15 protein-coding genes are annotated in these 23,109 nt (G+C 60.2%); 1 reads left to right on the top strand and 14 read right to left on the bottom strand.

All coding sequences use genetic code 11. The annotated features are described in order from the left end of the window. Positions 1-75 precede the first annotated feature (75 nt). From EXY20_RS31415 to EXY20_RS31390, 6 genes are all read right to left on the bottom strand, one after another. Positions 76-1,863, bottom strand: a complete 1,788-nt coding sequence (locus EXY20_RS31415) for a cache domain-containing sensor histidine kinase (protein ID WP_135556378.1) — start codon at positions 1,861-1,863, stop codon at positions 76-78. Between the two features lie 139 nt (positions 1,864-2,002). Further along, positions 2,003-3,082 (bottom strand): beta-galactosidase BglB, encoded by a 1,080-nt coding sequence (gene bglB / locus EXY20_RS31410; RefSeq protein ID WP_235886288.1) that lies wholly within the window; start codon positions 3,080-3,082, stop codon positions 2,003-2,005. Between the two features lie 108 nt (positions 3,083-3,190). Further along, positions 3,191-4,849 (bottom strand): response regulator transcription factor, encoded by a 1,659-nt coding sequence (locus EXY20_RS31405; RefSeq protein WP_135556377.1) that lies wholly within the window; start codon positions 4,847-4,849, stop codon positions 3,191-3,193. A gap of 455 nt (positions 4,850-5,304) precedes the next feature. Then, positions 5,305-7,959, bottom strand: a complete 2,655-nt coding sequence (gene clpB, locus EXY20_RS31400) for an ATP-dependent chaperone ClpB (RefSeq protein ID WP_135556376.1) — start codon at positions 7,957-7,959, stop codon at positions 5,305-5,307. 29 nt (positions 7,960-7,988) lie between these two features. Continuing rightward, the gene (locus tag EXY20_RS31395; protein ID WP_167859658.1) at positions 7,989-9,068 is read right to left on the bottom strand and encodes a DnaJ C-terminal domain-containing protein; all 1,080 of its coding nucleotides are present in this window, start codon (positions 9,066-9,068) and stop codon (positions 7,989-7,991) included. Positions 9,069-9,158: 90 nt separating this feature from the next. Beyond that, the gene (locus tag EXY20_RS31390) at positions 9,159-9,602 is read right to left on the bottom strand and encodes an Hsp20/alpha crystallin family protein (RefSeq protein WP_135556374.1); all 444 of its coding nucleotides are present in this window, start codon (positions 9,600-9,602) and stop codon (positions 9,159-9,161) included. 520 nt (positions 9,603-10,122) lie between these two features. On the opposite strand from EXY20_RS31390, the gene EXY20_RS31385 reads away from it, so the two are divergent. Further along, on the top strand, positions 10,123-11,313 hold the full coding sequence (locus EXY20_RS31385; RefSeq protein ID WP_135556373.1) for an ROK family protein: 1,191 nt from the start codon (positions 10,123-10,125) through the stop codon (positions 11,311-11,313). A 279-nt stretch (positions 11,314-11,592) separates the two neighbouring features. Here the strand turns inward: EXY20_RS31385 and EXY20_RS31380 are convergent, their stop codons facing one another. The 8 genes from EXY20_RS31380 to EXY20_RS31345 all read right to left on the bottom strand — a co-directional run bounded on the left by EXY20_RS31380 (position 11,593) and on the right by EXY20_RS31345 (position 23,079). Then, a complete protein-coding gene (locus EXY20_RS31380; protein ID WP_135556372.1) occupies positions 11,593-12,960 on the bottom strand; it encodes a sulfatase family protein in 1,368 nt (455 codons plus the stop codon). Beyond that, positions 12,957-14,378 (bottom strand): sulfatase-like hydrolase/transferase, encoded by a 1,422-nt coding sequence (locus EXY20_RS31375; RefSeq protein ID WP_135556371.1) that lies wholly within the window; start codon positions 14,376-14,378, stop codon positions 12,957-12,959. Before EXY20_RS31375 ends, EXY20_RS31380 begins: the two co-directional genes overlap by 4 nt. 65 nt (positions 14,379-14,443) lie before the next feature. After that, on the bottom strand, positions 14,444-15,232 hold the full coding sequence (locus EXY20_RS31370) for a carbohydrate ABC transporter permease (protein ID WP_135556370.1): 789 nt from the start codon (positions 15,230-15,232) through the stop codon (positions 14,444-14,446). Between the two features lie 4 nt (positions 15,233-15,236). After that, positions 15,237-16,136: a carbohydrate ABC transporter permease gene (locus tag EXY20_RS31365; RefSeq protein WP_235886289.1), complete on the bottom strand. Its 900-nt coding sequence runs from the start codon at positions 16,134-16,136 to the stop codon at positions 15,237-15,239. 128 nt (positions 16,137-16,264) lie between these two features. Continuing rightward, entirely contained in the window at positions 16,265-17,647 is a 1,383-nt protein-coding gene (locus EXY20_RS31360) for an ABC transporter substrate-binding protein (RefSeq protein WP_135556368.1), read from the bottom strand. Between the two features lie 311 nt (positions 17,648-17,958). Then, positions 17,959-19,044, bottom strand: a complete 1,086-nt coding sequence (locus EXY20_RS31355; RefSeq protein ID WP_135556367.1) for a TolB family protein — start codon at positions 19,042-19,044, stop codon at positions 17,959-17,961. Positions 19,045-19,065: 21 nt separating this feature from the next. After that, a complete protein-coding gene (locus EXY20_RS31350) occupies positions 19,066-21,417 on the bottom strand; it encodes a helix-turn-helix domain-containing protein (protein WP_135556366.1) in 2,352 nt (783 codons plus the stop codon). A 66-nt stretch (positions 21,418-21,483) separates the two neighbouring features. Next, on the bottom strand, positions 21,484-23,079 hold the full coding sequence (locus tag EXY20_RS31345) for an extracellular solute-binding protein (RefSeq protein ID WP_135556365.1): 1,596 nt from the start codon (positions 23,077-23,079) through the stop codon (positions 21,484-21,486). Positions 23,080-23,109: the final 30 nt, after the last annotated feature.

Here is a 23,109-nt window from a genome sequence, read left to right as displayed (position 1 = left end):
CCATTCTACGGAAACGAAGGCCGTTTTCTATGAGAGAAATTTGACTTTATATCCGAATATTTTGCCGCCTTGCGCTTATGCCGGCTCCTCCTCCGGCGCAACGAGCGGCAGCCGAATGCGTACGGTCGTGCCGTCGCCGGGCGCGCTCTCGATCGACAGTCCGTACTCGTCCCCGTACAGGATCCGTACCCGCTTCTGCACGCTGATCACGCCGACATTCGTGTGCTTGTCCTTGTCCCCGAACGAGCCGAACACGTCAGGGTTGAGCAGCCGCTTCACCGTGTCCGCGTCCATGCCGATGCCGTTGTCGGCCACTTCGACGATCAGCGCGTCGGCCTCCTGCCGGCAAACAATGCGAATGACGCCGATGCCGGGCTTCTCTTCGATGCCGTGCAGCACCGAATTTTCCACCAGCGGCTGGAGGATGAACTTGGGCACGCGGCATTCCATCAGCCGTTCGTCCAGCTCGTAGTTCACTTCGATCTGGTTGCCGTAAATGATCTGGTGGATCGACAAGTAGAGGCGGATGAACGAAATTTCCTCCTCCAGCGCAATGATGTCGCCGCGTTTGCCGATGCTTTCGCGCAGCAGCGTGCCGAGCAGGTACACCATTTCGCCGATTTCCTTCTCCCCGCGCAGCTTGGCCAGACTGTGGATCGATTCCAGCGTATTGTACAAAAAGTGCGGGTTCATCTGCGCCAGCAGCGCCTTGTATTCGAACTGGAGCGTGCGGTATTCCGCCTTCTGCTTGAGCAGCTTCTCGCGGTACACCGTGTTGAACAGGTCGTTGATTTTGTCCGCCATCGAATTGAACTTTTCTGCAAGCAGGCCGATTTCGTCCTTGCTGCGCGGCACCACGACCCGATGGTTGAAATCGACCGAGAAGCGCGACATGCTCTGCAGCAGCTTGCCGACATTTTCCGTGATGTTTTTGGACAGGAACGCCGCCATCAGGAAACCGATCGCCAGCGCGACGGCAATCGTGCTGATCGTGCCGTACTTGATGCTGCTCGTCCCCCGTGTCAGCTGGTCGACGCCGATAATTTGCACCACGCGCCATTTGCCGTAAGCGGTTGCAGAAACCGTCGCGATATAATGCTTGCGTCCGAACGCAAACTCTTCCTTGCCCAGGTCGTTCAGCAAATACCGCTTGTTCTGCAGGAAGAAGCCGGCAACCTCGCTCGATTGATCGTTCTGCACCACGGACTCGCCGTCTTCGTTCAGGATCAGAATGTCGCCGTCCATAACGTTGCGAACACCCGTGACAATGCTGCCGATGTAGCTTTTTTCGAGGCCGATGGCGATCGTGCCGACATACCGGCTGGACAGAATGTCGTACATCGCGCGCACCATGTAGACGGTGCCGTCCTCGACCTGAAACCACTTCGCCCGCCCGCGCTTGTCCTGGATCTCCTGCGGGTCGAACCGCTTCAGCAGCGCCGCGCTTGCCGCATGATTCGGATCGCGGTTGATCGCGAACTGGCGGCCGTCGGTATCGATGATCCAGACATTCTCGAAATAATCTTTGTAGAACAGCAGCTCGTTCAGAAAATCGTTGATGTATTTGTCGCGGAAATAGCGCTCGTTGTCGGTCGTCGCGATGGCGCCGAGCTGCTCGCTCAGGCTTGAGCTGCGGAACTGCTGGAAGGCGATGTCCTCGATGTCCGCAGTGCGCTTCTCCAGGTTGATCCCGATCTGGCCGATCAAATATTCGGAGAATTCGCCGGAATTGCGCTTGATCGCACCGACGGACACGATATAGTTAATGATGCTGATCATCAGCACCGTTACGAGTATGATGGCGGCGAACGAAAGCAGGAACTTGGTTCGCAGCTTCGCGTTGACAATTCGTTTGCCGAACAAGCGCACGACATCACCTTCGCCCGAGATTAAGATAAGTTTCTATCGAAGCATTTCGAAGAAGCCGGCCCGGCTTTAGCGGTAACTTTTCATGCCGAATCAGGCAGTTCCGCTCCGGAGCTTATACTTTCCGATTATTCCGTTAATTGTCCTGCACGTGATGCAAGCTTTCCACCAGCATGAGCAAGGTCATCGATTGGCCGTACGGCATCGGGCATTGCGGGATGTCCTTGTAGAACTGCAGCGACCGCCCCATGCGCGTGCCGTAGGAAACGCCATGCACCGTGCCCTTGTCGTCGATGCTGCGGATGACGGCGTGCAGCGCGCGCAGCCCGCTCTCCCGATAGTCTTCGCTGATGTACCCTTTGCGCACCGCCTTCAGGATGCCGTACGCAAAACCCGCCGTCGCCGACGTTTCCTCGTAGGAGGTCGGGTCGTCGAGCAGCGTCCGCCACATGCCGGACTCGGTTTGCAGTCCCTTCAACTGGCGCAGCTGGCGTTCGAGCGAAGACAGCAGGAACAGCTCGATGCCAAGCGGCAGCTTGACAATGTCGAGGTAGTCGACAAGTCCGGCCGTATACCAGGCGTTGCCGCGGCCCCAAAGCGCCCCGGCGAAATTGTCGTTCTCGTTGAACGACCAGCCGTGGTAGAACAGCCCGGTGCGCGTATCGGTCAAGTATTTCAGATGCACCAGAAACTGGCGGATGCTTTCCTGAACATAGTGGTCCTTCTTCAGCAGCACGCCCATCCGGCCGAGGAACAGCACCGTCATATACAGCGTGTCGTCCCACAGCTCGCCTTCGTTGGCGTTGTCGATCGTAACGTGCGTGATGCCGAATTCGGGCGTACGCGGCATTTCCTCCGCGGCGTAGCTCGCCCATTCCTCGCAAATTTGCAGGTAGTCCGGATTGCGCGTCTCCTCGAAAATGTAGCTGAGCGTCAGCAGCGGACACATCGTGTTGACGTTTTTCGGCGGCAGCCCTTCGCGGATCCGGTCCTCGAACCAGTCGACCAGATAGCGGAAAATTTTATGATTGCCGGTTTCCTTGTAATAGCGGTATAACGAGAACAGGCCCACGCCCTGGGACCAATCCCACTTGTCCATCGAAATGATGCTGACCGGCGTGTCTTCGACGATCGTCACGTCCAGGCTTTGCATCCCCGCGATGACTTTGTCGATCCAAACGCCGATTTGCGCCTTTTGCAGCTGCACGATCGCCATACCGTGCCCTCCTCATGTGGCAGTTCGTTGTTGCCCTACTTGGCCGTTGAACGGCCCCCTTACCATATCTCAAGGCGGGACCTTCGAACAGACGAACATTTAACGGTTTTATTCGATTTCTTTACCTTTGTTCTTGAATTCCTTCGGCGAAATTCCTTCAACCTTCTTGAATACTTGGTAAAAATAGGAATACTCCCGGTAGCCGACCAGTTCTCCCACCTCGTTCACCTTGTATTTCGGGTCCTTCAGCAGCCGTTTGGCGACTTCGATTCTCGCCTTGCAGACGAGGTCGACGAAGTTGATGCCCGTTTCCGTCCGCAGCAGCCGGCTTAAGTAGCTGGGACTGAGGCCAAACTGATCGGCTACCGAGGTCAGGCTCAAGTTGTCGGCGAAGTGGCTGTTGATATAGTCGACGACTTTCTTCACGATCAGGCTGTATTCCTTGTCGCCGCCGGCCAGCTTATCCTTGATGCTCTTGATGAACGCCGCCAAATAATCGGACGCGGCGCGCATGCTTTCCAGCCGGTATACTTCCTCCAAAATTTGATCGATGCTTTTGCCGAGGCTGAACTCGTCCCCCGTAATGCGAAAATAGTACCGCGCCGCGGCCAGGCAGACTTCCGAAATCAGCCCTTTGGCCACAAGAATATTGCCTTCGCTGTACACCGCGATTTGCGCCAGAAACTGCTCCATGTAGGCGATCATCTCTTCGATCGTAGCATGCTCGAGCATTTGGTTGAACTGCTCCAGATCGCGGATGATCGAAAATTTGCCGCTGTCCGCCGCTCCCCACTGGCCGTGCTCCGGGAACAGAATCGGCTCCTCGGTGCGGAAGAAGCCTATATCCATCAGCGCCGCGCCTTCCGCGAACGCTTCGCCCGCATCCCGCAGCGACTTGTACGGCGCGCTGATGGCGAGCCGGCAGTCGAAGCCGTATTCGCGGCGCGCCTGCTCGATGAACGACTGGCCGAACTGCTGCATCTTGAGCCGGACTTCGCGCGGCGCAAGCGCCTTGGCGAACAGGCAGGCGAACACGAGGTCGTTGCGATACGCATATTCGATCAGCTCGATCTCGCGATTCGCCGAGCTCGCGCGCGCCAGCTCGGTCAGCCGGCTCCGCCAGTCGCCTGCGACGGCCTCGCCTGCGCCTTCCAGCTTCGCGCCTTCGCCGAGCGGCAGCTTAGAGCGCACGATCATGACGACGAAGCCTTTGCAGTCGATGCCGAGGCTGCGCAGCACGGACGGCCACTCTTCTTCGTGCGGCACGCTGCCGCCGATCAGCCCGGCGAGCAGTTGGCTGCGCAGCTGCGGCAGCGAGCGCCGGTGCCGCTGCTCCAGATTCGTGTAGGCTTCCGCGATTTCGCGGTTGTGCCGACGCTCCGTCATTTGCTCGTCGAGCTGCTGCACCGCCATGCCGATGACCCGCTCCAGCTCCTCGTTGCGGATCGGCTTGACGATATAGTCGCAGACGCCGAGCCGCACCGCGCGCTGCGCGTCGGCGAAATCCTGGTAGCCGGTAATCAGGATCGTTTTGGACTGCGGCAGCTCCGCGTTCATCAATTCGGCCAAATCGAGCCCGCTTAGGCCCGGCATTTTGATATCGGTAATCAGAATGTCCGGCTGTTTTTCGAGAATCGTCCGTTTGCCCTGGATGCCGTCCTCCGCCTGGCCGACAACCTCGCATTGAAGCGATTCCCAGTCGATTGTCTGCACGATCGATTGGCGGATGAGCGGTTTATCGTCAATTACGACGACCGTCTTTTTCAATGAGCTTCCTCCTTATGCGCAAAACCGCGTCGAACGTGGACCGGCGCCGCATGCGGAAATGGTCGCAAGCCGGTCGCGGGTCCGATTGGCCGACCCAGGCGTTCGCGTAAGCGATTTCACGCAAGATGTCTTACCGCCGTTGGCAGAAGCATAACAGGAACGGGACGGAGCGGCAATGAAAATATTCGCCCAGTTGCCTCCCGATCGGGGAGAAAGGCCGATCCTCCCTACGCAGACGGCTCCTCATGAAAATAGGCCATGAAAAATGGCTTATTCGAGTATTTTTGCCCGGCTCACAGGAAATAGCCAGTGGAATCACTTGCTATTTCGCGCAAACAGCCGCAAAACCGGGCCGACAAGCCGAATAGCCAGTGGAATCACTGGCTATTCTCCGGCTACCCCCTATTTGAGTCGAAATAGCCAATAGAACATGGCTTATTTCGCCGCCGCTTCGCTTATACCGTCGCCGTCGCCGGCTCCTTGCCCGTGCCCGCGTTTGCCGCCGCATCCGGCGCTTCCGCCTTCACGACGAGCCTGCCGTCCGCCGCGTCGATGACGACCCGCGAGCCGTCCGCCACCGTGCCGGCGACAATTTCGCGCGCCAGCTTCGTCTCCACGTTGCGCTGGATGAACCGCTTGAGCGGCCGCGCGCCGAACACGGGGTCGTAGCCTTCGCGGGCGATATGGCCGCGCGCCGCGGCGGTCAGCCGAATCGTCAGCCGGCGCTCCGCCAGACGCTGCTCCAGCCCGCGCAACAGCTTGTCGACGATGCGCTCGATTTCCGCGGCGGCCAGCGGCTTGAACAGCACGATGTCGTCCAGCCGGTTCAGAAACTCCGGCCGGAAGTGCGCCCGCAGCTCGCGGTTCACCGCCGCTTCGGCGGCTTCGGTGATGTGGCCGTCCGCGCCGACGCCTTCGAGCAGGTGCGGCGAGCCGATGTTCGACGTCAGAATGACGATCGTGTTCTTGAAATCGACGATGCGGCCTTGCGCGTCGGTCAGCCGGCCGTCGTCAAGCAGCTGCAGCAGCGTGTGGAACACGTCCGGATGCGCCTTTTCGACTTCGTCGAACAGCACGACCGAATACGGCTGCCGCCGCACCGCTTCCGTCAGCTGGCCGCCTTCCTCGTAGCCGACGTAGCCCGGAGGCGCGCCGACGAGCCGCGACACCGCATGCTTCTCCATATATTCGGACATGTCGATGCGCACGATCTTGTCCTCGGCGTCGAACAATGCTTCGGCCAGCGCCTTGGCCAGCTCGGTTTTGCCGACGCCGGTGGGCCCAAGGAACAGGAACGAACCGATCGGCCGGTTCGGGTCCTTGATGCCGGCGCGGGCGCGCAGCACCGCGTCGGACACGAGCCGCACCGCCTCGTCCTGGCCGACGACGCGTTTGTGCAGCAGGTCTTCGAGCCGCAGCAGCTTCTCGCGTTCGCCTTCGGCCAGCCGGCTGACCGGGATGCCGGTCCAGCGCGACACGATGTCGGCGATTTCCCGCTCGGTCACTTCCTCGCGCAGCAGCCGCTCGCCGGTTTCCGCCGCCACCGCCTCTTCCGCCGCTTTCAGCTTCTTCTCCAGCTCGGGGATGCGTCCGTAGCTCAGCTCGGCCGACTTCTCCAGATCATAGCGGTCTTCCGCTTCGGCCAACTGCTGCTTCAGTTGCTCCAGCTCCTTGCGCAGCCCCTGCACGTGCTGGATCGAGTCTTTCTCGTGATCCCACTTGGCCTTGAGGGCGTGCTGCCGCTCCTTCAGATCGGCAAGCTCCTTCTGCAGCGCCGTCAGCCGGTCGCGGCTGGCCGCATCGGTTTCCTTGCGCAAGGCCGCCTCCTCGATTTCGAGCCGCATCATCCGCCGCGTCGTTTCGTCAAGCTCGGTCGGCATCGAATCGATTTCCGTGCGGATCATCGCACACGCCTCGTCGATCAGGTCGATCGCCTTGTCCGGCAGGAACCGGTCGGAAATGTAACGATCCGACAGCACGCCCGCCGCAACCAGCGCATTGTCATGGATGATGACGCCGTGGTGCAGCTCGAACCGTTCCTTCAGCCCGCGCAAAATCGAGATCGTGTCCTCCACATTCGGTTCGGTCACGAGCACTTGCTGAAAACGACGCTCGAGCGCCGGGTCCTTTTCGATGTATTTGCGATGCTCGTCGAGCGTCGTCGCCCCGATGCAGTGCAGCTCGCCGCGCGCCAGCATCGGCTTGAGCATGTTGCCGGCGTCCATCGAGCCTTCGGTTTTGCCGGCGCCGACGATCGTATGCAGCTCGTCGATGAACAGCAGGATGCGGCCGTTGCTTTCCTTGACCTCGTGCAGCACCGCCTTCAGCCGCTCCTCGAATTCGCCGCGGTATTTTGCTCCGGCGATTAGGGCGCCCATGTCCAGGGCAAAAATCGTCTTGTCGCGCAGCCCTTCGGGCACGTCGCGTTTGACGATGCGCTGGGCCAGCCCTTCGACGATCGCCGTTTTGCCGACGCCGGGCTCGCCGATCAGCACCGGATTGTTTTTGGTCTTGCGCGACAGGATGCGGATGACCCGGCGAATTTCGCCGTCGCGGCCGATGACGGGATCGAGCTTGCCGGCGCGCACTTCGGCGACGAGGTCGCGCCCGTATTTGGCAAGCACCTCGTATGTCGCTTCCGGCTCCTTGCTCGTCACCCGCTGGTGGCCGCGAACTTCCGCCAGCGCCTTCAGCAGCAGGTCGCGCGTGATGCCGGCCTGCTTCAGCAATTCGCCGGCTTCGCCGCGGTCTTCCTGCAGCGCCAGCACCAGATGCTCGACGGAAACGAAGTCGTCGTGCAGCTTCTCCGCCTCTTTCTCCGCCGCGGCGAAAAATTTTTCAAACCCCGGCGCGACATACACGCGCGCGCTGTCCGCTCCCGGACCGCCGACCTTCGGCTTGCGGGCCAGCTTCTCTTCCGCCGCGGCGCGCACCGCTTCCGGCGCCACGCCAAGCTTCTGCAGCAGCCGCGGCGCAAGGCCGTCCTGCTGCTCCAGCAGCGCCTGCAGCACATGCAGCAGGCCGATCTCGGCGTGGCCGCGGCGGCTTGCCCCCTGCTGCGCGGCGCCAAACGCTTCCTGCGCTTTTTGCGTCAAACGGTTCATATCCATCGTTCGTTTCCCCCTTGTTTCGGCATTCATTAGGTTTCAACAAATTTCGGTTCATATGCGTGTTCCTTCGCCAGCTCGCGGTACAGCTCCTGCGCCTTGGCCGAATCGGCCGGCGGCAGCACAAGCTCGGGCCGCACGTACAGATCGCCGCGGCTGCCGTCCGGCTTGCGCAGACCGCGGCCGGCAAGCTTCAGCTTCTGGCCGGGGCGCATGCCCGCAGGCACCTTCACCTGCAGCGTGTCGCCGCCCGGCAAACGCAGCGCCGCCGTCGTGCCGAGCGCGGCATGCCAAGGCGCCACTTGCAGCGTGGCGGCGAGATCGTAGCCGTCGGCCGCGAATATGGCGTCCGGCGCCAGCCGCAGCGTCGCGTACAAGTCGCCGCTGCCGCCGTCCGGCTTGCGCGCGCCCAGCCCTTTCAGCCGGATGCGCTGGCCGTCCTTGATCGAGGCCGGCAGCGTCAGGCCGATTTCCTTGCCGAGCGCGTGCAGCTTGATTTTGCCGCCGCGCATCGCCTCTTCGAGCGTCAGCGTCAGCTCGGCCTCCACGTCCCACGCCGCGTCATCCGCGGCACCGTAGCCGAAGGGGCTGCCGAAGCCGTCCCCGGAGTCGCTTTCGAACCGGATGCCGCCCCCTGCGCCGCCGCCAAAAAACCGGCCGAACAAGTCGCCAAGATCGGCATCGTCGCCTGCGCCAAAACCGCCGCCGAAGCCGGCTTGCTGCCAGCCTGCGCCGGTTGCTCCCGCTTTCCGTCCGTCGTTCCGACCGTTCCGGCCGCTTCGCGCCCCGCCCGCACGCCCGCCTGCCGCTGCAGGCCGCGCTGCGCCGCCGTCGCCGAACGGAGACGCGCCGCCAAAATCGTAGCCCGCTTTCGCCGCCTCCATCGCTTCGCGCCAATGCTCGCCGTACCGGTCGTAGCTCGCCCGCTTCTCCTCGTCCGACAGCACATCGTAAGCGGCTTGCACCTCGACGAACCGTTTTTCCGCATCGGCGCTTTTGTTGACGTCGGGGTGATACGTTTTGGCCAGCTTCTTGTAAGCCTTCTTGATCGTTTCCTTCGTCGCCTTCCGGTCGACGCCGAGCACATCGTAATAATCGTTCGCACGGGCCATCCGCTTCACCTCCTTCATTTACCCCGCAACACCTGCCCGACCAAGAAAACGCGCGGAGAACGATATTCGCTCCCCGCGCGCCGTGTGGTGTTATTGAATGTCGATGCGTCTGCGCGCCGGTTCGGTGTTCGCCTTCTTCGGCAGATCCAGCTTCAGCACGCCGTCGCTCAGCTTGGCCGTAATGCCCGCCTCGTCGACGTTGTCGACATAGAAGCGGCGGACGAACTCGCCGGAGCGTCGTTCGCGGCGGATCACGCGATTCTGCTCGTCTTTCTGTTCTTCTTCATGCTGCCGTTTGGCGCGAATCGTCAAGTAGTTGTCTTTCATCTCCACTTCGACGTCGTCTTTGCCGAAGCCCGGAAGCTCCGCCTCGATCGCGTATTTGTCCGCTTGCTCGCGGATGTCGGTGCGGAACGTTTGCAGCGAGCCGTGAAGCGGCGCCAGCGGCGCAAAGTCGAATGTATCGTTCAAAGATCTCACCAGCTGACGAAACGGGTCGTCGTTTCTTTTGCGGAAAGGTACCAGGTCGAACATGGTGAATCTCCTCCTTGAAGGTTTGTTTTTCGTTGTTTACATAACCCATTATATGCCTCCCGGGAAAAAGGTTCAAAACCGATTTCAGCCGATTTTCGGGCGAAATCAGCCTTCTGTCGGCATTTTCCACATAAAATCGCCTTGATTTATTGACTTTGACTTTCTTTGACCTTTATCGGTTTTCCCGCCCTCTCGCCCCTAGTTTCCCCCTGCGCCAAGCAGACAAGCTGCACAAACACGCGGCATTCTCCCTTCCGCCAACTAAACAAATTTGCTTTTCGTGCTGCTCCAATCAAACGTCCTGAAGAATAGGCCATTTTTCACGGGCTATTTTAATCCGGCATCCAACCCTGTTAATGACGCCGCTATTGTACTCCGTTTACTATTATAATGGAGAATGATGGAAGGCTTTAACGATTCGTGTTATTTGGCAATGCTTTTGACAACCCGGCTTATTTTGTATATCATTTATACAAATCATTCGTCGTTTCTATTCTATTGACGATAGGCAGGGATTCCATTGCAATTCAAAGGACAGATTGGCAATCTGGATCTTGTCAGAAAGATCAATCTGGAGATTACGTTCAAAACGATCCTCGAGCACCGCCCGGTTTCGCGGGCGACGATCGCCTCCATTACCGGCCTTAATAAAATGACGGTCTCCAGCTGCGTCGATTTGTTTCTGCAGAAAGGCATCGTGATCGAGCTCGGCAAAACGGGCACCTCCCGGGGGCGTCCGCCGACGCTGGTCGATATCAATGCTTCTGCGGGTATTTGCGTAGGCGTCGAAGTGGAAGTCAACCAGTTTACAGTGCTAATCACCAATTTGGCCGGCACCAGTCTCGAAAGCACTTCCTACCCGCTGACGAGCAAAGAGCCGCAAAGCTTCGTGGACGCCATTTCAACCATTCTGGCAGACATTGCCCGCACTTATCAACATTATCGGCTCGGGATCGTTGGCGTCGGCATCGTCATCCCGGGCTATTTCAATTTGCGCACCAAGGTGGTGGATTACAGCGCCAACCTGCAGGAATGGAACCGTTTCCCCTTGCAAGGCGAGTTGATCAAGCGGAATCCGGGGCTGTCGTTCTCCATCAATCCGGCTCCTTACGCCGGCGCCATGGGCGAAATTCATTTCGGCCGCGCCAAACAGACGGAGTCGCTTGTGTATGTCGCCAGCTCCTGGGGCTTGTCGGTAGGCGTCTGCCACAAGGGCGAGCTGTTCACCGGCGCTGCCGGCATTGCCGGCCGGCTGGGCCATTCCACGATCCACCTGAACGGCAAGAAGTGCACTTGCGGCAGCAAGGGCTGCTGGGAAATGTACGCTTCGGTCAAAGCGCTGTACGATCTGCTCGGCACAACGCCGGAGAAGCTGCCGTTCGCGGACATCGTCGCCGGCATGAACAACCGCGACGGCAAAATCGCCGGCGCCGTCCACGAGCTGGGCCACTACCACGGCATCGGGCTGGCGAATGTCGTCAACGCCTACAATCCGAAGGCGATCTGCATCGGCGGCCACTTGGCGCTGCTCGGCGCGCCGCTGCTCAACTCGATCTGGAATACGCTCAAGGAGTGCATTCCCGACCGGTTTCTGGACAATCTCGAAATTTATTGTTCGGAGCTGGGGGAGTTGGGTGTCGCATACGGCGCCGTGTCGATGGTCATCAACCACCTGACCGATACGTTGGTCAGCTACTCTTTGGTGGAGTGAAGACGGCTTCTCTCCAAAATAGCCCACAAAAAATGGCCTATTTGCTCTTTTTCCCGCCGCACGACAAAAATAGCCAGCAAAAACACTGGCTATTCCGACCAAACCGGCTCAAAATCGAACATTCCAGAGAAATAGCCAGTGAAATCACTGGCTATTTTTTCGTTGTAGCTCCTTTTGGGCCAAATAGCCAGAAAACATGGCTTATTTCGCCCGGGACGCGTAGCGGGCAGCGTCTGGCTGGTACGCGGCGGGCGGCACGCGCTGCTCGTCGCGTGGCGGTCAGCGCGCGGCCGCAGGCAGCGCCGCTTTCAGCCGAGCCGTTTGCTCCGGATAAGCTTCCGCCACATTGTCGTTTTCCCAGGGATCGTCCGCCACCCGGTACAACCGATCCGCCCTGCCGCGTTCGACAATAAGCTTCCACTCGCCGTCCGCAGCCGTTTGCCACTCGCTGCGGTGCTGAGGCCCTTCGCCCAGCGCAGACAATTGCACGTCGCGATGACGCTCGCCGCGCCCGGTCAATACCGGCAGCAGCGACAAGGAATCGCGCGCTTCCGGCATTGCCAGCCCGGCGAAGTCAAGCACCGTGGCGGCGACGTCCTGCAGCTCGACGAGCGCGCCGCTCACCTTGCCCTGACGGACGCCCGGCCCGCTGACGACGAGCGGGACATGCACCGAACCCCGGTCCGGCTTGCATTTGCCGAACTTGTCGTCGTCCCCGAGCATGTCGCCATGGTCGGAGGAATAAATGACGACCGTGTTCGCAAGCTCCCCCCTGCGTTCCACTTCCGCCAGCAGCAAGCCGATATTGCGGTCGATGTTCGCCAGCATCGCGGCGTAATTTTGGCGGATGCCGTTCGATGTCTCGATCGGGAGGCTGCACCGCGCCGGAGCGGGGAACGACGTGCCTTCCCACTCCGCCTTCATCGCGCGGGTGACGTCCCACGGTTCGTGCGGGCAAACGAAGTTGACCATCAGGAACCACGGGTCGTCCTGCGGGAACGAACGCAGCAAATCGACGCCGTTACGTGTCACCCAGTTGTCGCAATATGCCTCGTCCGGCAGGTCGGTCGGCTCCGTGCTCCGGCCGCGGTTCTTCATGTCCGCCAGATGCACCTGCGCCAGGCCGTTGTCGTACAAATATTTCATGTAAGGGTCGCGCGGTTCGGTCGCACCGGAGACGACGGCGTCGATTTTTCCCGCGTTGTCGACGGCGTGCGTGAAGCCAAGCTTGCCAAGGTCGTCGACCCAGCCGTTCAATCCCCACCAATGCGTCGGCTTGTGCAGGTCGAGCTTGCCGACGGCGCCAACCGCGTAGCCGCTTGCCTTCAGCTGCTGATAGAACGTCGGCTGCGCGAGCGGATAATCGACGTGATTGCCCGCCACGCCGGCTGCGCGATAGCGCAGACCGGCCGCCAGGCAAGCCCGCGCCGGCGCGCACAGCGGCGAAGGCGTAATGGCGCGTGTGAAGGTGACGCCGCGCTCCATCAGCCGCGCGAGCTGCGGCATCCGCAGCGGCAGCGGGTCCATGCCGAACGTCGCCGCCACTTCCGGCGCGTAAGGCATCCAGTCGCCGCGATGCGTATCCGGGAACAGAAACAGCACATTCGGGCGTTTCGCTTCTGTTCGCATCTTCTCTGCTCGCGTCATAACGCCGCCCCTCCATCTCCGCGCACTGCTAGCGCCTGCGCTTCCGCCCGCACCAGCAGCGGGTCGCCCACCTGCCGCTGCCACTCCAGCAGCCGCCGCTCCATCTGCGACAGCCGGTCGGCATAACCGTCCCAGGCGAGCAGGTTGTTCATTTCCCACGGGTCGGTTTCCAGATCGAACAACTGGCGGCCCGCCGCGCCCTTTCCATCCGAACCGTAATACCGGATCAGCTTCCAGCGCCCGTCGCTGACCATGCGCTGCATGTCTTTGTAGACGGCGAACACATCGGGGCGGACGGCTTCAGCCTGACCGGCGATGAGCGGCGCCAGGCTTCGCCCTTCCACCGTTTCGGGGCAATCGATGCCTGCCAGCTCGCACAGCGTCGGAAAAATATCCATCTGGCAGCCGAGCCCGCCGACCGTAACGCCTTGCGGCACGCCGGGACCCGCGATCACCAGCGGGATATGGATGCTGTGCTCGTACAGGTTCTGCTTGCCGAGCAGGCCGTGCTGCCCGAGCGCCAGACCGTGGTCGGCCGTATACACGATCAGCGTGTCCTCTTCCCTACCGCTGTCCCGAAGCGCCTGCAGGATCCGGCCGATCTGCGCGTCCATATGGCTGATCATGCCGTAATAGTCGGCGAGATGCCGGCGAATCGCTTCCGGCGTACGCGGGAGCGGAGCAAGCTCCTCGTCGCGAATCGCCAGCTCGCCGTTGTCGAACGGGTGCCGCGCCATATAATTGTCCGGCAGCGGAATCTCGTCCGGCGCGTACAGCGCCGCGTACTCCGGAGGCGGCGTGCGCGGATCGTGCGGCGCGGTGAACGCCACGTACAACAAGTACGGCTCCTCCTCGCGATACGTGCCGATGAAATCGACCGCCGCGTCCGCGAACAGCTCCGACGAAAACGCCTCGCTCGGCTTGGCGTCGCTGTCGGGGAACTCGCCGTGCGGATCGTACGGCTGCACCGGCAAACCGACATGGTCCCCCATGCCGCCGAAAAAAATGCTGGCCCCGTCCGCGAAGCTGCGGGCGAAGCTTTCTTTGCCGTTGTGCCACTTGCCCGTGGCAAACGTATGATAGCCGCGCTCGCGGAACAGCTGCGGAAACGTCGGCAAAGCGGGGTTCAGCTCCCACAACCGGCGGTTTTCCGTTTCGGCGGTCGAGCTGGCCGCCGTCGTGCGGAAGACGTTCCCTCCGGTCATCAGGCTGGCCCGGCTCGGCACGCATACCGCCGCCGATTGCCCGCCCATGATGTAGACCGATTCGAGCAATGCTCCCTGCGCTGCCAGGCGGTCCAATACCGGCGTGCGCACGACCGGGTTGCCGTAAGCGCCGATGCCGTCGTATCGATGATCGTCCGCAATGAGGAAGATGATGTTCGGCCGCCTTGCGCCGGCGGCCCGATTGACGTTCATTTCGTTCCCTCCTCCAAATATAGGGAGTTTAGCTTGCTAAACTCTCTCCGCTCTGGGCAGTCGATCTATTTGATGGCGCCGCTCGTCAAGCCGCGCTGCATGTATTTCTGGCCGAATATATACAGGATTACGATCGGAATGGTAATGAGCACAAGCGCGGCAAACACTTTATGAAAATCGGACGTATACTCCTGAATAAAAAATTTCGGCGCCATCGTCACCGTCATCATCGTTTCCTTGCTGATGAATACAAGCGGGAACAAATACTGGTTCCACGAATTGAGAAAAGCGAGAATGCCGACCGTCGTCAGCACCGGAACGGCCAGCGGCAGAATGATGTGCACGAATTTGCCCCAGACGCCGCACCCGTCGATATCCGCCGCTTCCAGCAGCTCGTTCGGGATTTCCTCGAACGCGTTGCGCGCGATGAGCAGCGAAAACGGAATCGACATCGCCACCTCCGGGCCGATCAGCGAGAAGTACGTGTTCATCCAGTGCAGCGTTTTGATCGTCTGGAATAGAGGGACGAGCATCGCCACCGGAGGAATCATCAGGCCGATCAGGCATAATGCAAACAAGATGCCGTGGCCGGGAAATTTCAGCTTGCTGAAGCCGTAAGCGGCCAGCGCCACGACGACGAGCAAAGCCGTCAGCACGGAGACGGACACGATCAGGCTGTTCAGCAGGAAGTGCGGGAACAGGTCCAGCGTCAGCACCGCCTTGTAGTTCGCCCATCCGCCGCCTTCGAACGAATACAGCACGAGATAGAACATCGGCACGAGCCAAAGCGCGACGATCAGCATGAGCAGCACGTTGATCGTTATTTTTTCCGAAAGCTTGATGCGGCCGAACATGACGTCACCTCCTGACCCGGTTGTAAATGCGCAGCTGGAACACGGTATAGCCAAAAGCGATAAGCAGCAGCACGACCGAAATCGACGCGCTGTAGCCGGTCCGGTATTTCAGCAGCGATTCCCGGTACAGAAAAGTGGATAACAGCTCCGTTGCGCCGCCAGGCCCGCCTTCGGTCATGATCCAGACCAGATCGAACACCTTCAGCGCATAGATGATGCCGAGAATCAGCAGCGTGATGTGCGTTCCCTTCAGCATCGGTACGATAATATGGGTGAACGAGCGGTATACGCCCGCTCCGTCGATTTTGCCGGCATCGAAAATTTCCTGGTCGATGTTCAGCAGGCTCGTATAGTAGATCAGCATATAGAAGCCGGCGATGGCAAAAATATAAACGGCGGCGATGGCGATCAGCGAGGTGGCCGGATCGGACAGCCAGGAGTGCGCCAGAGAGCCGAGACCGAAAAAACGCAGCGCTTCGTTCAGCAGCCCGAAGTTCGGCTCGTAAATGCCGGTGAACGTCGTGCCGACGGTGACGATCGCAATGACGTGCGGCACGAACAGAATCGATTTGAACAGACTGCTTGCTCCCCACACCGCGTTCAGCATCGTGGCCAGCACAAGGCCAAGCGCAATCGATACCGGCGTCGTCAGCAGCAGAAAATAAAACGTATGGCCGAGCGCGTCGTAAAAGTTCGGATCGCGGAACAGCTCGGCGTAGTTGCCCAGTCCGACAAACACCTTCTCGCCGATTCCCGACCAGTCGAAGAAGCCGATGTAGATGTTGTAGAAGATGCCGAAAAAGACGAATACGGCGACAAACAGCAGCAGCGGCAGCACGAACAGCAAGCCGGCGAACCGTTGCTTCCGTTTCCGATACGTACGCTCAAGAGCCTGACTGACCATCACGGGTTCCCGTTCCTCCCTATACGGCCGATGCGGCGCCGGCGAAAGAAAAGCGATGCCGCTCTCTTTCGCCGGCTGCGGACCGTACGTCTGTTATCACAATTCGAAAGGCAAAGGTAAAGGTTTTCTCACCGTTTGACCGCTTCCGACGCCTTCTGCACTTCCGCCATCGCTTGCTCCGGCGAAGCCGAGCCGCTGGCCACTTTCTGCAGCTGCGTAAACAGAACCTGCTCGATGCTGGCATTGTCGAGGAACCGCATGCCGCCGGTGCTTTCCGCCAGCGTCTTGACGATCAGGTCGGCCGACTGCTTCTCGATGTCGGTTTTCAGCTTCGACGTGTCCATCGACATGCCTTCCTTGACCGGCAGGAACTGCAGCCCTTTGGCCAAAATCGATTGGTAATCGCCGGTCGCCATGAATTCGACGAATTTCCAGGCGGCGTCCTTATGCTTGGATTCCTTGTTGATGCCGAGAGGCACGTCGCCGTTCGTCAGCACGCTCGTTTTGCCGCCGGCGATCGTCGGCATCGGCACGAGGCCGAATGTGCGGCTGCCGAGGCCGAGCGCGTCCTTGTTCGCCACGTCGGTCATGATCCAGGCGCCGACCAGAATCATCGGGATCTGATTTTTCTTCAAATACATTTCGCGCAGGTCCGGGTCGAATTTCGTCGTCAAGTTCCCGTCCTGGAACAGGTTGTCGGTATAGAACTGCTTGAACGCCTGCGTCGCCTTGATAAATTCCGGATCGGTGAACTTCGCTTTGCCCGCGTCGGCGTCGTACAGCTTGTTCGGCGCGATCTGATTGATGAGCGTGTAGAACACGTCGGTGACGGTCGAGCTTTTGCCGCCGGCGAAGCCGACGCGCGGGATGATGCCCGGCAGCTTGGCGTCTTCGAATTTTTTGACGACGGCTTTAAGGTCATCGTACGTTTTCGGCGGCTCCGCGCCCACCTTCTTGAACAGGTCGACGTCGTAGGACAGGAACGGCGTCACCGCCACGCCGGTCGGAATCGTTTTGTAATCGTTCTTCTTGGACAACGTCATCGGCGACGATTTGAACAGCTTCTCCCAGTCTTTGCCGAGCGACTTCTCCGCGAGCGGCGCCAGAGGTTCGAGCACGGAAGCGAAGTTTTTGATCATCGGGCCGTATTCGAACGCCATGACATCGGGCGCCTGGCCGGCCTGGACCGCCACCTGGATCTTCTTCTGGTAATCGGCGGACGGCGTTTGCGTGTACGTCACCTTGATGTTCGGGTATTTGGCGTTGAACGCTTTGATCAGCTCCTGCCAAATGGCGTCTTCCGGCGACCAGGACCAGAACGTAATTTCTTCCGCCTTGGCCGGTGTCGCCGATGCCGGCGCGGCCGAAGCCGAGGCGGAGACAGAAGCGGATGGCGAAGACGATGCCGAGGCGCTCGGCGATGAGCCCGCGTTGTTTTTCGCTTGCGAGCCGCAAGCTGTCGTAACCAGCAATCCCGTCAGCAGCACGCTGACAATACCCGTTTTTCTCATGGATCGGTTGCCCCCTTCAGGTGGTTGGAAAGCGCTTCACTTGTATTTAGTATAATGGTTATACTAATAAAATGCACGAATTTTTTTCTCCGTTCGTTTTGTCGTTTCCCGGGAACGACAAAAAAACGGAGACGGCAAGCCTGTGTACAGGCTCGGTATCTCCGGTTGGTCCAGTCGATCCGTATGACGGCGAGTCCGCAGTTTACGATTGCCGCCGCGTCATGCTTGTTATTCGCCGGTACGTAGAATCATAAAGTATTCCGACTGTTTTTGTCCAATTAATTTTGCTTATTTGTATAACTGGCATACATTTAATCCGGAACGGTCATCACGCCGACCCACAAGTCATCGCGCTCGTCCGTGAAGCTGAACGTCACTTTGCGGCTGTCCGGGCTGAACGACGGGTGCGGATGCGCCGGATGGCGGCCGCGGCACGGCAGTTCGCACAGCAGCCGCGACCGTTTCGTCGCCGTGTCGATCAGCACGATTTTGGCGACGCCGGGCTCCTGGGTGTCGGCAGCGGCGCGCGTGCCGTCGGGACTGATGCCGACATGCCAATAGCGGTAGTCGCCGTTGACGAAGCTGGCGCCTCCGCTGCGGTCGACGAACCAGACGCCTGTCTGCTGGTCGGGGCTATGCGGGTACTTCACGAAGACCAGCCCGCTTCCGTCATACGCCCACATCTCGTGGCCGACGTATTCGACATGCGTGCCGTCGCCGCGACGCTTCTGCGCGAACAGGTTGCGCATCCGCTGCGTACGGACGTCCGCCACCCACAGGCGGTCCGGGATATGCTCCGTTTTGCCTTCGTGGCAGAAGAAGATTTGCTCCGGATCGACCGGGTTGATCATCGCATGATTCGCCACCGGGTAAGGTTCGGCGAACTGCGGCCGAATCGCTTCTTTCACTTCGCCGGTTGCGGCATCGACGGTGCCGACGATCCACTCCGTGCCGCCCGCGGCCTCGTCCCCGCCGGCTTCCGTCTGCCGCGTCCAGTAGAGGCCCAGCGTACGGCCGTCGTTCGTGATCGACGGCGGCCCGTGGAGCGCACAGTCGGAGTCCAGCCTGCATACCGTCCGCCGGGCGCCCGACAGCGGATGCAGCGCATGCAGCTCGTTCCCGCGGATCATGTACAACCAGTCGTCGGACGAGACGATGCCGCCGCCCCAGACGGCCTCCTCTTCCAGTACCTTCGTCCGGCCGGTTTCCGTATCGAACAGCACGGTCGTTCCATGCAGCGTTTCGCGATCGATGTTCGTCTGAAGCACCAGGTGGCGGCTGTCGCTCAGCCACGTCATCGCCGTAAAATAATGGTGCGACGTATCCGCGCCTTCCCTGCCGATCGCCATAGTGAGCAGGCCGGTTGTCGCGTCGACAACGGTTTTCGTTTGCAGCATATCCCTCATATTCTCCCTTCGTCACTTGCCGGACGGCCCCGCTCCCGATCCTGATCCCGCCCCCGACCCTCGCTCGCGTTCGCGGAATTCGCCTGGCGTCAGGCCCGTGCTCTTCTTGAAAATGCGCACAAAGCTGTTGGCGTTGGAGTAGCCGACCGCTTCCGATACATCCCGGATCAGCATGTCGCTTGCGGCCAGCATTTCCTTCGCCCTGGCGATGCGGATATCCATCAGGTAGTCGATGAAATTGCCTTCGGTATGCTCCTTGAACAAGCGGCTCAAATACGAAACGCTCATCTTGAACTCCCCGGCCAAATAGTTCAGCGATAAATCGCTGCGCATGTAATGGCTGTCGATAAAGGCGATGATCCGCTCCACTACGCCGCTCGATTCGCGGGCGCTGCGCCGCGCTTCGATCCGGTCGGCGTAGCCGTCCAACTGCTCGCCGACAAAATCGGCCAGCTCGCGAATGCTTTCGTATTGGCTGAGCAGGTCGAACAGCCGATGGGAAGGCGCCTCGTCCAGCAGCGCCGGATCGATTTCGGCGACGGCTCCCGCGGCTTTCATCATGAACTGCACGACCGCCTGGCGAATGAGATCGGGCGCCGCGCGCCCCTCCGTCATTTCGCCGAACCAGCGTGCCGTCTGCTTCTTCATCTTCTCGCGGTCGAGCAGCCGCAGCGAGTCGAGAATGCCGTCCGTCGCCCCGATCAGCCGCAGAAACTCGCCCCCTGCCGGCTCGCGGATATCGTCGCCGGAGATGATCGTATTTTCGCCGAGAATCAGCTTGTAGGAAAGCGCCGACAGCGCGTCGTGATAGGACGTCTGCAATTCGTCGACACTGTGCGCCAGCCGTCCGACGCCAAGTGAAATCGTGCGCTTGAAATGCTCCTGCACGAAGCTCTTGATCAGCTCCGCGACGGCAAACGCGCGCAGTTGGTTCGCGTCGCCGGCGTCGTCCGCGAAGCTGACCACGATGACGACAAGCCCTTCGCGCGCTTCGATCGCCAAGCCGCGATTCTCCGCGTTGATCATTTCTTCGGCGACGTTGCCGAGCGCGTAGCAGTACAGCTGCATATCGTGCGCCGAAGCGATTTCCGCCCGGCGGTCGAACTCCGCCGCCATCACCACGAACTGGCCCGCGTGCAGCGGCGAGCCGATCGCGTCCAGGCTCTGCAGCAGCTCGCCCGGCGTCGTGCGCGCGCCGGTCAGCGCGTCCATCGCCAGCCGCCACTTGACCATCGGCTGCGTCTCGCGCATATGCCGGTGCATCCGGTCGCTGTCCGCGAGGAGGTGCGACAGCGACCGCTCGATGCGGCCGAACTCGTCGCGCGCGCCGTCCTCGGGCTTGTCGGGGTAAGTGCGATGCGTTTGCAGTTGCCGCGAGACGCCGGCAAGCAGCCGGTTGATCGGCCGGAACGTCCAGCGTCCGACGACGACCGCCATGCCGGCGGCGAGCAGCAGAAGCAGAAGCGAGATGCCCAGCATCGTATTGCGCACGCTGACCAGCGGCTTGTTCAGCGCTACGTCGGACACGACGCTGACGATTTTCCAGCCGGTGTAGGCGTTCGTCGTGAAGAACACGGTTTGCCCCGCGCCGTTCTCGCGGATGCGGAAGCGGCCTTCCGTTTGTTTGTCCGGTCCTTTGCCCCAGAACGAGGCGCCCGTTTTGGTGCCGATGCGCGATTTGTCGGCATGGCTGATGATCGTGCCGCTGCCGTCGGCGATGAACAAGTAGCCGAGCGACGGCTCGATGGCGCTGCCAATCAGATTATAAATCGTCACCTCGTCGATATTGACGCTGACGACCCCTTTGCGGTAGCCTTCGGCGTGCGTAAGCGGGTACGATCGCAGCAAGGTGACCACATTGTGCTGGATCGCGCCCGTATCGTCGATCGACAGCTTGCGGGTGCCGATCCACTGGTAGAAGCCTTTGTAGCCTTTGAAATCGTCGAGCCATCGGTAATCGGAAGGCTGGGCGAGCTGCTGGAACAAGTTCGACCAGGACCGGCGGTCCTTCGCATACGAATACAGGTCGATCGAAAAGATGGCGTCATTGCTCATCAGAATGTCGGTGATGCGCGCATTGATCGCGATCGCGTTATTCTGCACGTCGGAATCGTCCTCCATGAAGCCCCACATATCCCGGCTGCGCAGAAACTGGATCGCCTCCGTGTCGATCCCTTTCAGGACGAGCAGCAGCTTCCCGTTCACTTCCCGCAGCAGCGAACGGTTCACCTGCTCGACTTCCGTCTCCAGATGGTCGGTCGTAATGAAATAGGACAAGCCCGCCGTCGCGACAATGCTGATGCCGAGGAACAGCACAATGACCGCCATCGCCCGTTTCGTATGACTTTGCTTCCTCCAGAGCATGCTCCCGCCCCCCGCCCATGGAAACGGGACTTCCGAAGAGGCCCGTTCCGTTCCTGCTGTCAGCTGTTATTTGAAGCCCGCTTTATTTTTTTCGTACCAGTCCTGCGCGACCTGGTCGGCCTTGTCGCCGCCCGCGTTTTTGTATTCCTTCTTCATCATCTCAAGCGCCTCGTCCGGGCTGATATCGCCCTTGATGATCGCGCGCGTACGGATTTCGGTCAACTTCGGTCCGATGCTAGTCAGCACGTTGCTGATCTCCGGCGCGTTCGGCGCATACGGGATGTCCCGGCGGAACGGCACGGCGAGCGACGTTTGAATCGCGTTTGCGAACAGCTTCGCCCAGCGCTGCGAAACGGCGTCCGGCGCCGCTTTGACGAGCAAGTCGTCGAGCTTGAACGTTTTGGCTTCGTCGCGCACGATCGCATACTCGCCGGCGTACGAAACTTCCTTCTTGAACTTGTCGGCGTCGATTGTTTGCGGCACGCCGTTCACCAGCTTGTAGTGCACGTTTTCGTTGCCGTTCATCAGCGGGAACCAGCCTTTGGCCATCATCCAGTCGAGGTACTCGATGGCGGCCTTCGGGTTTTTCATGTCCTTGTTGAAAGTGATGAAAATGTTCGCCTGGGTTTCCTGGTAAACGCCGTACTTGCCGTACTTGGTGGAGAAAGCGGCCAGCGGCACCGGATTGGCGTCCGGCACGTTTTTGAGCAGATCCTTCATATAGTTGTCGATGCTGTTGCCGACGGTGCCGAGCAGGATGCCGATCTTGCCCTGGGCCCAGTCGGTCATCATCTTCTGGCTGTTTTTGTCGGTCAAATACTCCTTGTCGATGTATCCGTTTTCATATAACTTGCGCTCGAATGCGATCGATCCGGCATTGCGGTCGACGAAATTGCTGTTCGTCATTTTGCCGTTTTCCAGGTACCACTGCGAGCTGTGCGCCGCGAACAATGCCTGGACGACGTTGCCCCAGGTGTACAGCGAAACGACCGGAGCCGCGGCGCTGCCGGCCAGCCCCTTGTCCTTGAACGCCTTGGCCACGGCAAAAAACTCTTCTTCCGTCGTCGGCGCCTTCATCCCCACCTTGTCGAGCCAGTCCTGGCGAATCCACATGCCGGCGTTGGCGATGCCGTTCATCGGCCTTCTTGTCGTAATGGCGTAAATGTTGCCGTTGATCGTCATATAAGGCTTCAAGTCGGGATTCGCTTTGATATATTCCTTCATCGTCGTGCTGTACTTCTCGATATAGTCGTCCAGCGGCTGGATGACCCCTTGGGAAGCGAGCGTGGCGATGTAATTGCGGTCGTATTCCCAGATTACGTCCGGCGCTTCTCCGGAGGCGATCAGCGTGTTGAGCTTCTCCTGCGCCTGGCCGCGCGGAACCGGCACGAACTTTGCCTTGATGCCGGACTGCTCGCCAATCCACTTGGTCCAGCGGTTCGTCTCGTATGTCCCTTCATCCGCGGCAACGGCGCCGCGATCGAACATCGAGACGCTGATTTCCTTCGGCAGCTTGTCGTACTTGTCCTCCGACTTGGCGGCGGACGGCGCGGCGCTTCCCGTCGTTTGCGGAGATTCCTTGCCGCTGCAGCCGGCAAGCACCGACGTCAGCGCGACGGCGAGCAGCGTGCCGCCGAGCAGCCATTGCTTTGTTTTCCCCATGCTTCGTTGACCTCCCGAATGGTAATTAGT

Origin of the sequence: Paenibacillus cymbidii (assembly GCF_004764705.1) — a bacterium.
GTDB classification, from domain to species: Bacteria; Bacillota; Bacilli; order Paenibacillales; family NBRC-103111; genus Paenibacillus_AN; species Paenibacillus_AN cymbidii.
This window is presented reverse-complemented; position numbering and strand designations above follow the sequence as displayed.